This window comes from Burkholderia sp. Ac-20345, from assembly GCF_017104825.1.
GTDB lineage: Bacteria > Pseudomonadota > Gammaproteobacteria > Burkholderiales > Burkholderiaceae > Burkholderia > Burkholderia lata_B.
Genome location: NZ_JAAGPO010000264.1, coordinates 1 through 11,268, shown reverse-complemented (window position 1 = coordinate 11,268; position 11,268 = coordinate 1). Strand labels below are relative to the sequence as shown.

13 protein-coding genes are annotated in these 11,268 nt (G+C 65.9%); 11 read left to right on the top strand and 2 right to left on the bottom strand.

Annotated features, from left to right (window positions below; translation table 11 throughout):
• From G3O06_RS43450 to G3O06_RS43425, 6 genes are all read left to right on the top strand, one after another.
• On the top strand, positions 1 to 1,396 hold a 1,396-nt coding region (locus G3O06_RS43450; protein ID WP_205819771.1), incomplete at its 5' end, for an efflux transporter outer membrane subunit.
• A 414-nt stretch (positions 1,397 to 1,810) separates the two neighbouring features.
• The gene (locus tag G3O06_RS43445) at positions 1,811 to 2,008 is read left to right on the top strand and encodes a hypothetical protein (RefSeq protein ID WP_205819770.1); all 198 of its coding nucleotides are present in this window, start codon (positions 1,811 to 1,813) and stop codon (positions 2,006 to 2,008) included.
• A 225-nt stretch (positions 2,009 to 2,233) separates the two neighbouring features.
• The gene (locus tag G3O06_RS43440) at positions 2,234 to 2,746 is read left to right on the top strand and encodes a fimbrial protein (protein WP_174969142.1); all 513 of its coding nucleotides are present in this window, start codon (positions 2,234 to 2,236) and stop codon (positions 2,744 to 2,746) included.
• A gap of 118 nt (positions 2,747 to 2,864) precedes the next feature.
• Positions 2,865 to 5,318, top strand: coding sequence for a fimbria/pilus outer membrane usher protein (locus G3O06_RS43435; RefSeq protein ID WP_205819769.1), 2,454 nt, complete (start codon positions 2,865 to 2,867; stop codon positions 5,316 to 5,318).
• 16 nt (positions 5,319 to 5,334) lie between these two features.
• The gene (locus G3O06_RS43430; protein ID WP_205819768.1) at positions 5,335 to 6,081 is read left to right on the top strand and encodes a molecular chaperone; all 747 of its coding nucleotides are present in this window, start codon (positions 5,335 to 5,337) and stop codon (positions 6,079 to 6,081) included.
• An 8-nt stretch (positions 6,082 to 6,089) separates the two neighbouring features.
• The gene (locus tag G3O06_RS43425) at positions 6,090 to 7,100 is read left to right on the top strand and encodes a fimbrial protein (RefSeq protein WP_241020539.1); all 1,011 of its coding nucleotides are present in this window, start codon (positions 6,090 to 6,092) and stop codon (positions 7,098 to 7,100) included.
• A gap of 136 nt (positions 7,101 to 7,236) precedes the next feature.
• On the opposite strand, the gene G3O06_RS43420 is transcribed toward G3O06_RS43425, so the two are convergent.
• Positions 7,237 to 7,374, bottom strand: coding sequence for an HHHH-motif protein (locus G3O06_RS43420; RefSeq protein ID WP_011351930.1), 138 nt, complete (start codon positions 7,372 to 7,374; stop codon positions 7,237 to 7,239).
• 46 nt (positions 7,375 to 7,420) lie between these two features.
• Positions 7,421 to 7,660 (bottom strand): hypothetical protein, encoded by a 240-nt coding sequence (locus G3O06_RS43415; protein WP_174997012.1) that lies wholly within the window; start codon positions 7,658 to 7,660, stop codon positions 7,421 to 7,423.
• A 314-nt stretch (positions 7,661 to 7,974) separates the two neighbouring features.
• On the opposite strand from G3O06_RS43415, the gene G3O06_RS43410 reads away from it, so the two are divergent.
• The 5 genes from G3O06_RS43410 to G3O06_RS43390 form a co-directional block, all read left to right on the top strand.
• Positions 7,975 to 8,631: an RNA polymerase factor sigma-70 gene (locus G3O06_RS43410; protein WP_174912297.1), complete on the top strand. Its 657-nt coding sequence runs from the start codon at positions 7,975 to 7,977 to the stop codon at positions 8,629 to 8,631.
• An 86-nt stretch (positions 8,632 to 8,717) separates the two neighbouring features.
• A complete protein-coding gene (locus G3O06_RS43405) occupies positions 8,718 to 8,960 on the top strand; it encodes an MbtH family NRPS accessory protein (protein WP_011351933.1) in 243 nt (80 codons plus the stop codon).
• Positions 8,961 to 9,004: 44 nt separating this feature from the next.
• On the top strand, positions 9,005 to 10,012 hold the full coding sequence (locus tag G3O06_RS43400) for a TauD/TfdA family dioxygenase (protein ID WP_174912293.1): 1,008 nt from the start codon (positions 9,005 to 9,007) through the stop codon (positions 10,010 to 10,012).
• On the top strand, positions 10,012 to 10,860 hold the full coding sequence (locus G3O06_RS43395; RefSeq protein WP_174912290.1) for an ABC transporter ATP-binding protein: 849 nt from the start codon (positions 10,012 to 10,014) through the stop codon (positions 10,858 to 10,860). Before G3O06_RS43400 ends, G3O06_RS43395 begins: the two co-directional genes overlap by 1 nt.
• Positions 10,857 to 11,268, top strand: a 412-nt coding sequence (locus G3O06_RS43390; protein WP_205819767.1) for an iron chelate uptake ABC transporter family permease subunit, incomplete at its 3' end; no start/stop codon positions are given. The genes G3O06_RS43395 and G3O06_RS43390, both read left to right, overlap by 4 nt.

Sequence of the window (11,268 nt, the reverse complement as noted above, 5' to 3'; positions counted from 1 at the left end):
GCTGGCCGGCTGCACGCTCGCGCCGCGTTACGAGCGGCCGGCGGCGCCGGTGCCGGCGACCTATGCGCCGGTCGATGGCAGTGCCGCACCGGCGGCCGAGGTGTCGCCCGCCGATGCCGCGCTGCTCGACGACTGGCGCACCTACTTTACCGATGCCTCACTGCAGGCGTGGATCGACGCGGCGCTCGCGAACAACCGCGACCTGCGGGTCGCGGCCGGCCGGCTCGAGGAAGCGCGCGCGCTGTACGGCGTGCAGCGCGCGGACCTGATGCCGTCGGTCGATGCGAATCTGGGCTATGACCGTGCGCGCCAGTACGATCCGGTCGTGCGCGAAAGCGCGATCAGCGGGCTGTATCGCGCGGGCGTCGGCATCAGCGCGTACGAGCTCGACCTGTTCGGCCGCGTGCGCAGCCTGTCCGATGCGGCGCTCGCCGACTATTTCGCGACGGCCAATGCACAGCGCACGGTTCGCATCGGCGTGATCGCCGACGTGGCAGGCGCGTATGTATCGGAGCGTTCGCTGCACGAGCAGCTCGCGCTGGCGCGGCGGACGCTGGACGCGCGCGAACACATGGCCGCGCTCACGCAGCGCCGCTATGCGGCCGGCACGAGCGACGCGATCGAGCTGCGCTCGGCCGAGATGCTGGTGGCATCCGCGCGTGCGTCGCAGGCCGCGCTGGAACGCGAGCATGCGCAGTCCGTGCGCGCGCTGCAGTTGCTCGCGGGCGACTTCGCGCGCAACGTGCCGGGTGACACGACTGCGCTCGACACGCTGTCGATCGCGCCCGTGGCGCCTGGCGCACCGAGCGCGCTGCTCGAACGACGCCCGGACATCCGGCAGGCGGAAGCGCGGCTCAAGGCCTCCAACGCGCAGATCGGCGCCGCGCGCGCGGCATTCTTCCCGCGCATCACGTTGACGAGCGACTACGGCTCGGTCAGCGACGCGTTATCGAGCCTGTTCGCCGGCGGCACGAGCGTGTGGACCTTCGCGCCGCGCATCACGCTGCCGATCTTCGCGGGCGGCCGCAATCGCGCGAACCTCGACGTCGCGAACGCACGCAAGCACATCGCGGTTGCCGACTATGAGAAGACGGTGCAGACCGCGTTTCGCGAAGTGGCCGATGCATTCGCCGCACGCGACTGGATCGATCGCCAGCTTGCCGCGCAGCAGGACGTCTATGCGGCCGACGGCGCGCGGCTGAAGCTCGCGGAGCGTCGCTACGCGGGCGGTGTCGCGACGTATCTCGAACTGCTCGACGCGCAGCGCAGCACGTACGAGTCGGGGCAGGAACTGATCCGGCTCAAGCAGCTCAGGCTCGCGAATGCGATCACGTTGTACCGCGCGCTCGGCGGCGGCTGGTCGCCGGCGTCGGCGCAGGCCGAGGCTGCCGCGTAATGCCCGTCGCCTGACGCGACAACGCGCCGGGCGGCACGGCGGCGGCGGTACGCTTCGACGTGCCGCCGCCGCTTCATTCGACCGATATCGCTGCTCCAGCGAAATCTCTCCCCGCTGACCGCCCGGTCAGGACGCCTTTCATCCTGCATCAACGCGCACGCGCGCGTTCCGGAACGGTGCTCGTTCTGCGACCGCTCGTGTCGCAATCCCGCGCAAACGTGTGCGGGTCATTTTCCCTTCTTTCTCCCATGCGATGCAGCCCGGATGTCGGGTTCCGGCGGCCGCTTATGCATGCGATTTACGATCCGGAATTGACGGTCTAATTAATCAATGAATTGGAAATAATGAGGGCGGCAAAGTGTCGCAGTAAAACGTTTGTATTCATTGCGCAATCGTTTGCGCGAAAAAATTGTATTGATTGAATCGATCGTTAATTTCCTGTTTGTTGAAAATGATTCGATATTGGCGTTGCCGGTTCGCAACGATGGCGGCACTGGACAATGTTTTGTCCTTTTTCGGGAGGGTCTTGCGGGAGTCAATGCCAGCAAGGAGGAGCGGGGTGGTGTCGGTTATCCGGCGAAAATATCTTTAATCTTCAATTACTTCCGTTAAATAAAAAAGGACTGCGGATAAAAATGGCGAGATTGAAAATAGACGGGAAATAGTGAGGGTTTAGAGAGGTAAATCGGACATTGTCAGAAGCATTTGACAATGATTTACAGAAAACTTTCACGATTATCTCGATAATGCGGCCTCGTGACGGACGGGAGCCACCACACGCTGCCGTTTGTGTCCGCCACGTCATCTACTCCATTTGCACTCCTTACGGGTAACGTCATGAAAAAATCCCTCCTGACCGCTGTCGCACTCGCGGCCCTGTCGACCTCGGCCTTCGCAGCGGGCACCGGCACGATCAACTTCACGGGCGAGATCGTCGCGGGCGCATGCGGCATCGATTCGGGTTCGGTCAACCAGACCGTGAACCTCGGCAAGGTGCCGACCAACGTGTTCAAGCAGGCTGGCGACAAGTCCACGCCGACCAACTTCGACATCAAGCTGACCGACTGCGACACGAGCATCGCGCAGAACGCGTACTTCACGTTCACGGGCACGTCGAGCGCGGGCCAGCCGAAGCTGCTTGCGACGATCGGTTCGGCAACCAACGTCGGCATCCGCCTGCAGGCAGCGTCGGGCGAATACCTCGACAACGGCGCCGAGCAGAAGGCGCCGACCGTGCTGCAGAACGGCACGAACACTGCGCGCTTCGCGGCCATGTACGAAGCGACCGCAGCCGGCGTAACGCCGGGTACCGCCGACGGCGTGGCGAACTTCACGGTCCGCTACCAGTAAGCCGCCGTACCGGGGAAGGGTGCGTGCACCCTTCCTCGTTCGTTTTTCCTTCTTTTTCCCCTTCCTGGACTTCCGGTAGCGCCGCGTGCGAATCAGACATTCCTTCCTTTGCGTCTCCGTGCTGGTTGTCGGCAGCCAGAGCCATGCGACGGAATTCAATTCGTCGTTCCTGAACATCGACGGTTCGAACAACGTCGACCTGTCGCAGTTCTCGCAGGCGGACTTCACGCTGCCCGGCGAGTACATGCTCGACGTACAGGTCAACGACCTGTTCTACGGGCTGCAGGCAATCGAGTTCATCGCCGTCGACACGTCGGGGGCGGGCAAACCGTGCCTGCCGCCGGAGCTCGTCGCGCAGTTCGGGTTGAAGCCTTCGCTCGCGAAGGACCTGCCGCGCTTCCAGGGCGGACGTTGCGTCGACCTCGGCGCGATCGAGGGGGCAACCGTGCGCTACCTGAAAAGCGACGGGCGGCTCAAGATCACGATTCCGCAGGCCGCGCTCGAGTTCACCGATTCGACCTACCTGCCGCCGTCGCGCTGGTCCGAAGGGATTCCGGGTGCGATGCTCGACTATCGCGTGATCGCGAACACGAACCGCAACTTCGGCACGGGCGGCAGCCAGACGAATTCGATCCAGGCCTACGGGACGGTTGGCGCGAACTGGGATGCATGGCGCTTTCGCGGCGACTACCAGGCGCAATCGAACGTGGGCAATACGGCCTACGCGGACCGCACGTTCCGCTTCAGCCGGCTTTATGCATTTCGCGCGCTGCCGTCGATCCAGTCGACGGTGACGTTCGGCGACGACTACCTGACTTCGGACATTTTCGACACGTTCGCGCTGACGGGCGCGTCGATCCGCAGCGACGACCGCATGCTGCCGCCATCGTTGCGCGGCTATGCGCCGCTGATCGCGGGCGTCGCACGCACCAACGCGACCGTGACCGTGTCGCAGGCAGGCCGCGTGTTGTACGTGACGCGCGTGTCACCGGGCGCCTTCGCGTTGCAGAACATCAATACGAGCGTGCAGGGCACGCTCGACGTCGCGGTCGAGGAAGAAGACGGCAGCGTGCAGCGCTTCCAGGTGACGACGGCCGCCGTGCCGTTCCTCGCGCGCGCCGGGCAATTGCGCTACAAGGCCGCCGTCGGCAAGCCGCGGCTGTTCGGCGGCGCCGGCATCACGCCGTTCTTCGGCTTCGGTGAAATCGCGTACGGCCTGCCGTTCGACGTCACCGCGTATGGCGGTTTCATCGCCGCGTCGGGCTACACGTCGATCGCGCTCGGCGTGGGCCGCGATTTCGGCGCGTTCGGTGCGCTGTCGGCCGACGTCACGCATGCGCGGGCGAAGCTGTGGTGGAACGGCGCGACCCGCAACGGCAACTCGTACCGCATCAACTATTCGAAGCACTTCGACGGGCTCGATGCCGACGTGCGTTTCTTCGGCTATCGCTTCTCCGAGCGCGAATACACGAACTTCGCGCAGTTTTCGGGCGACCCGACCGCGTACGGCCTCGCCAACAGCAAGCAGCGCTACTCGGCGACGCTGTCGAAGCGCTTCGGCGACACGTCGACCTATTTTTCGTACGACCAGACGACCTACTGGGAACGTGCGAACGAACAGCGCGTCGGCCTCACGCTGACGCGGGCGTTCTCGATCGGCACGCTGCGCAACCTGAACGTGAGCGTGTCGGCCTTCCGCACGCAGAGCGCCGGTGCAAGCGGCAACCAGGTATCGGTCACCGCGACGTTGCCGATCGGCGGCCGCCACACGGTCACGTCGAACCTGACGACGGGCAGCGGCAGCACGAGCGTGAACGCGGGCTACATCTACGACGATCCGGCCGGCCGCACTTACCAGATCAACGCGGGCGCGACCGACGGGCGTGCGTCGGCGAACGCGAGCTACCGCCAGCGCTCGTCGGCATATCAGCTGACCGCGCAGGCGTCGACCCTGGCCAATGCGTACGCGGCCGCGTCGCTCGAAGTCGACGGTTCGTTCGTCGCGACGCAATACGGCGTGTCGGCGCATGCGAACGGCAATGCGGGCGACACGCGCCTGCTGGTGTCGACCGACGGCGTGCCCGATGTGCCGCTGTCCGGCACGCTCTCGCATACCGATTCGCGCGGCTATGCGGTGCTCGACGGCATCTCGCCGTACAACGTGTACGACGCGACCGTCAACGTCGAGAAGCTGCCGCTCGAAGTGCAGGTGTCGAACCCGATCCAGCGCATGGTGCTGACCGATGGCGCGATCGGCTTCGTGAAATTTTCCGCCGCGCGCGGCAGCAACCTGTACCTGACGATGACCGACCCGGCCGGCAAGCCGCTGCCGTTCGGTGCGTCGGTGCAGGACGCGGCGAACGGCAAGGAGCTCGGCATCGTCGGCGAGGGCGGTGCGGCGTTCCTGACCCAGGTTCAGCCGAAATCCACGCTGGCGGTGCGCGCGGGCGAACGCACGCTCTGCACGATCGATACGCTGCCGAACCAGCTCCAACTCGAAGGCACGCCGATTCCGGTGACGTGCCAGACACCCGTCGAGTCGCATGCAGCGGCCGCACGGGTCGAACGATGAATTCACGGATCAAGCGATGAAAAATTCCTTCTCCCTTTCCTTTTCGCGGCGCGCATGGTGCGTGCTCGCGACCGCCGGCGCGCTGTTCGCAAGCGCCGCGCAGGCGGCGATCGTGCCCGATCGCACGCGCGTGATCTTCAACGAAGGCGAACAGGCCGCGATCGTCACGATCACCAACAAGAGCACGACGTACCCGTATCTCGTGCAGTCGTGGCTCGAGGACGCGAAGGGCAACAAGATCACGACGCCGCTGATGGTCGTGCCGCCGCTGCAGCGCGTCGAGGCGAACGAGCGCAACGTGCTGCGGATCGCGAAGCTGCCGGGCACCGAGTTGCCGGCCGATCGCGAATCGGTGTTCTACCTGAACATCCGCGAAGTGCCGCCGAAGACGGATACGCCGAACACGCTGCAGATCGCGCTGCATACGCAGATGAAGCTGTTCTACCGGCCGAAGGCCGTGCAGCCGGCGCGCGACGAGGACTGGACGCTGCCGATGACGCTGCGGGTCGATTCGGCCGCGCACACGCTCGTGTTCGACAATCCGACGCCGTATCACATCACGATCGTCGACGTGGCTTCGGGTGCGCAGAAGACGCATGTGCCGCTGGACCCGGTGATGGTGAGCCCGATGAGCACGGCCGACGTGCCGTTCAAGGCCGCGACGCCGGCGACGCTGTTCGTCACGCATATCGATGACTACGGCGGCCAGGTGGCGGTCGAGTATGCGTGCGAGGGCGGTGCTTGCAAGAGCGTGAAGAAATGAGCGGGGCAATGCGCCATCAGGAATCGCCGGCGGCATGGTTGCGCTGGGTCGTGCTCGTGTTGCTGGTCGCGGCCATGCAGCCCGCATGGGCACTGCGCTGCCTCACCAACAGCGGCGCGACTTCGTTGACCGAGCCGATCGGCGGGGTGGCCTCGTATCCGACCGACGCGCCCGACGGCTACGTGATCTGGGTGTCGCCGGTGCGCACGACGACGGGGTATTGCTACAAGGACCTGGGCGACGACAGCAGCCTGAAAGTCGTCGACAACATCTATTTCTACGCGAATCCGAATCGAACGAGTCCTGCCGCGTGGGGGCTCGAGATCGGCATCCGCTACAAGGGCGTCGATTATTTCGACAAGACCAGCAACCGCGGCGGCGGGGTGTTCACCGGGTATTCCGTGCCGCCGTGCAGCAAGTACGATTTCGACCGCGGGCGTTGCCAGCAAACGCGCATCAGCATCGACTATCAGGTCGTCGTGCGCAAGCGGGGTAGCTGGGTCCAGCCGCCGAGCGATATCTACACGGTGTTCCAGTTCGACGGCGAGTTCGGGCTGAACGCATACAACCCGAGCTTCCAGTACCGGCTGAGCGGCCTGCGCAACCTCAAGCCGACGCCGTGTTTCGTCGACGTGCTGGTGACGCCCGAACCGGGCATCATCAATTTCGGGCAGGTCCAGGCGGTCGGCAACGGCTTCCTGCCGGCGGTGCCGCGCAAACGGTTCTCGTTGTCGCTGACCAAGAAATGCAACGTCGCGGTGCGCGTCGACGGGTACTTCGAAACGAGCTATCCGGTTCAGAACGGTTTGCTGGTTCCCGCGAAGGACAGCAATTTCGGGATCGGCATCGAAGACAGCCAGGGCAAGGCGGTTCCGTTCAACCAGCAGTTCACGCTGGCGCAATTCCCGTCGAACGTGATGAATCAAAGCGTACTGATGGACGCGGTGCTGAAGTCGTTCGGCCCCCCGAAGATCGGGCGGTTCGACGCGACGGCAACGATTCGATTGTTTATCTACTGATGTGGATGTGCGCGGGCACGACCGCAAGCTCCGCCATCCCGTCATCAAAAAAGCGCCGACATGTGAACTGCACCCCAAAAGCTGGACTTGATCCGGCCTTTGGGGTGTTTTTTCATGAACCGGCGCCTTGTTTCGTTTACCGCACCCAGCGGCACATCTTGTGATGGTGATGGTCGAAGTGACACACGCGGTGCGGATGCGCTTCGGCGATCGCCGGCACGAGCACGGCGGCGGCGAGCGCCGCGACGGTCAGGGTTTTGAGTAGCGTCTTCATGTTGAGGTCCTGTCGTTGAATAGCGGGCTACGGGAGCGGCGGCGCATTACCACTGCGGCCGCTGATCGTCTCGACGGTCATCCCGGCGATCGTCGCGGCGGTCGTCACGCCCGCGGGGATGCTGAGCCTCCCAGTCGTGGCGCTCCCAGTATCGATGTCCGTCCCAGTAACGATCGCCATGCCAGCCGATCGTGACTTCAGCCTGGGCAGGATAGGCGACGCATCCGGTGAGCATCACGCTCGACAGCGCACCCACCATGACAGCGGATAACACGATGGATTTCATGTTGTTCTCCCTTGGAAACGGCACGTCGATCGTACGAGCCCTCAAAATTTCACGTAGTAATAAGTTGCTACCGCGCATGACAGGTGCAGGCGTTTCGTCAGGCGCGTGAAAGGCCGTGTCGGCGTTGCGCGCCGGACGGACGTGTCCGTGACCGCGTGCCGAGCCCCATGGCACATGTCTTATCTGCCCGAACAACGATTCCGCCGATTATTCAGACAAATCCTGACAACCGAAAGGGTCATCTCGTAATCGGATTGAGAATGATTTGCGTTTACGTTAAATTGCGCTATCTCGGAATTTGACGGAGCAGATCGATGGCGATGGCGGAAGTGCTCGACCGACCGGCGGCGGCAGCGGTGAACCCGTTCCTCGGCAGTTATCCCGACCGGCCGCCGCGTGCGCGCCGTGCCGCGGAGCCTCGTGTGCAGGGCGCGTTGCTCGACGTGCTGATCTCGCATCGCGCGATGCTCGTCAATGTCGCGCGCGGTTTCGTCGGCTGCGCGAGCCGCGCCGAGGACGTCGTGCACGACGTATTCGTGAAGCTCGTCGAATTCCCGAACCAGGACGCGGTGCGCCAGCCGGTCGCGTACGTGACGCGGATGGTGCGCAATGCGTCGATCGACGCGTGCCGCCGGCAAAGCCTCGAGAACGTCTATCACACGGAAGAGGACGACGGCTTCGACGTGCCGTCGCCCGAGCCGACGCCGGAAGCCGCGCTGCTGACGCGCGATACGCTGCGGCGCGTGTGGGCAGCGCTCGACGACCTGCCGGCGCGTAGCCGTGCGGCCTTCGAGATGGTCCGGCTGCGCGAGGAGACGCTGCAGACCGCGGCGCGCGCGCTGAACGTGTCGCAGACGCTCGTGCATTTCATGGTGCGCGACGCGGAGCGCCACTGCGCGGAATGCCTCGACGCGTGCCATCGCGGCGTCGCGTGCCCGGTGTTCCTGGGCGGCCGCGCACGGCGCCGGTAAAAATCCGCGCCGGCCAAACGTCTATCAGTCAGGAGCGGCCGCAACCGCCGCTTCGCCACCTTCAACCGCCTCAGCGATTTCCGATCATGACGCAAGCCACGACGCCTTCCGCCGACACCGACGACCTCGTCTATACGGTCGTCATCAACGACGAAGAACAGTATTCGATCTGGCCGACGTTCCGGCCCGTGCCGGCCGGCTGGCGCGAGATCGGCGTGAGCGGCCCGAAAGCCGACTGTCTCGCGCACATCGAGACCGTCTGGACCGACATGCGCCCCGCGAGCCTGCGCCGCGCGATGGACGGCGAGCGCGCATCGCGCGCGTCGTGACCCGCTGCGCCGTGATCCGGCGCACCACCTGAAGAGGACGTTGCATGACCCTGCTTTCGTTGCCGACGCTCGACGACCTGCGTATCGAGCCGGGGCTGCCCACCGTCGTGTCGCCGCGCGGCAGCGACGGGATGTCGATCGACGACGTCGCGCCGCTCGCGCGCGAAATCGCGGCCGACACGCTCGAACGGGCGGGCGGCGTGCTGTTCACGGGTTTTCACGTGCCGTCGATCGACACGTTCCAGCAGTTCGCGGCGTCGTTCGGCGATCCGCTGATCGGCTATGAATACGCATCGACGCCGCGCAGCCAGGTCGAAGGCGCGGTCTACACGTCGACCGAATACCCGCCGCACCGTGCGATTCCGCTGCACAACGAGCAGTCGTACACACGCGAATGGCCGCTGCGGATCTGGTTCCACTGCGCGCTCGCGGCGCCGAAGGGCGGTGCGACGCCGATCGCGGACAGCCGCGCTGTGTACCGCGCGCTCGATCCGGCGCTGGTCGCGCGTTTCGAGAAGCGCGAGCTGCTGTACGTGCGCAATTTCGGGCAGGGGCTCGACCTGCCGTGGCAGCAGTCGTTCGGCACCGACGAGCCGGCCGAGGTCGAACGGATGTGCGCGGCGCGCGGCATCGAATGCACATGGCGCACCGACGATGATGGCGAACTGCTGCTGCGCACCCGCGAACGCTGCCAGGCCGTTGCGCGCCATCCGCGCACGGGCGACCGCGTGTGGTTCAACCAGGCGAACCTGTTCCACCTGTCGGCGCTCGACGACGACATGCAGGAAGCGCTCGTCGACGCGGTCGGGCTCGAGAACGTGCCGCGCAACGTGTATTACGGCGACGGCGAACCGCTCGAAGCCGACGCGCTCGCGGAGATCCGCGGCGTGCTCGACCAGCAGCGCATCGTGTTCCCGTGGCGCACGGGCGACGTGCTGATGCTCGACAACATGCTGACCGCGCATGCGCGCGACCCGTTCGAGGGGCCGCGCAAGGTCGTCGTCGCGATGGCGCAGAGTTATACGGTCCCGCGCGACCGAACGGAGGATTGATGACGCGTAGTACCGCCGCGCTTGCCGCGCGCGGGCTGTCGGTAGGGTATCGCGACCATGTCGTGATCGACGGGCTGGACCTGTCGATCGCGGCCGGCCGCGTAACCGCGCTGTGCGGACCGAACGGCTGCGGCAAGAGCACGCTGCTGCGCACGCTCGCGGGCCTGCAGCCCGCGCGTGCCGGCCATGTGGAAGTGAACGGCCAGCCGCTCGCGTCGTTTCGCCGTCGCGCGCTCGCGCGCGAGCTGACGATGCTCGCGCAGTTCAACCAGATTCCGTCGGGGCTCACGGTGCGCGAGCTCGTCGCGTACGGGCGCTATGCGTACGGCGGCTTCCTGCGCGGCCTGTCGCGGGCCGACCATGCGGCGATCGACGAGGCGCTCGAAACGAGCGGCCTCGCCGGCGACGCGAACCGCGACGTCGGTGCGCTGTCGGGCGGCGAACGCCAGCGCGCGTGGATCGCAATGGCGCTCGCGCAGCAGGCGCCGATCGTGCTGCTCGACGAACCGACGACCTATCTCGACATCCATCACCAACTCGACATCCTCGATGCGCTGCGCACGCTGAACCGCACGCGCGGGCTGACGATCGTGTGGGTGCTGCACGACCTGAACCAGGCGGCCGCGTACAGCGACGAGATCGTGCTGATGCGTGCGGGCCGCCTCGTCGCGCAGGGCACGCCCGACGCGATGCTCGATCCGGCGCGGCTGCGCGCGGCGTTCGGCGTCGAGATGCTGAAGCTCGCGCATCCGCAGACGGGCGCCCCGATGTGCGTGCCGGCCTACGGGCCGACGACCGACGGCGTGCCGCAAGCGGCCGGCGTCTTCGACCGGGATCTCGCCGTATGACCACGTTCGCGATGCGCAAGCGCCTCGCGGCGGCGGGGAAGGGTACGGCGTCGGGCCGGGCCGGCGCGATCGCGTTCGGCCTCGTCGCGCTGATCGCGGCACTTGCAGTGTTGCGCGTTGCCCCCGATCTGCGCGTGTGGTGGGATGCCGTGCCCGGCAGCGATGCCGCCGCATTCGCGCACGTGTTCCTGTTCGACCTCAACCTGCCGCGCGTCGCAGCGGCGCTCGTCGCGGGCGGCTGCCTCGGCATCGCGGGCGCGCTGTTCCAGTCGCTCACGCGCAATCCGCTCGCGTCGCCCGACCTGCTCGGCGTGACGGGCGGCGCCCAGCTCGGGCTGCTCGCGGCGATGCTCGTGCCGGCACTGGCCGGTGTCGCATCGGTGCCGCTGCTGTTCGTCTGCGGGCTGA

Bases quoted from the DNA above. Each gene is read 5' to 3' on its own strand.
- G3O06_RS43425 (WP_241020539.1), top strand. From the start codon at position 6,090: ATGCGCCATCAGGAATCGCCGGCGGCATGGTTGCGCTGGGTCGTGCTC.
- G3O06_RS43410 (WP_174912297.1), top strand. From the start codon at position 7,975: ATGGCGATGGCGGAAGTGCTCGACCGACCGGCGGCGGCAGCGGTGAAC.
- G3O06_RS43430 (WP_205819768.1), top strand. From the start codon at position 5,335: ATGAAAAATTCCTTCTCCCTTTCCTTTTCGCGGCGCGCATGGTGCGTG.
- G3O06_RS43415 (WP_174997012.1), bottom strand. From the start codon at position 7,660: ATGAAATCCATCGTGTTATCCGCTGTCATGGTGGGTGCGCTGTCGAGC.
- G3O06_RS43420 (WP_011351930.1), bottom strand. From the start codon at position 7,374: ATGAAGACGCTACTCAAAACCCTGACCGTCGCGGCGCTCGCCGCCGCC.
- G3O06_RS43405 (WP_011351933.1), top strand. From the start codon at position 8,718: ATGACGCAAGCCACGACGCCTTCCGCCGACACCGACGACCTCGTCTAT.
- G3O06_RS43400 (WP_174912293.1), top strand. From the start codon at position 9,005: ATGACCCTGCTTTCGTTGCCGACGCTCGACGACCTGCGTATCGAGCCG.
- G3O06_RS43395 (WP_174912290.1), top strand. From the start codon at position 10,012: ATGACGCGTAGTACCGCCGCGCTTGCCGCGCGCGGGCTGTCGGTAGGG.
- G3O06_RS43440 (WP_174969142.1), top strand. From the start codon at position 2,234: ATGAAAAAATCCCTCCTGACCGCTGTCGCACTCGCGGCCCTGTCGACC.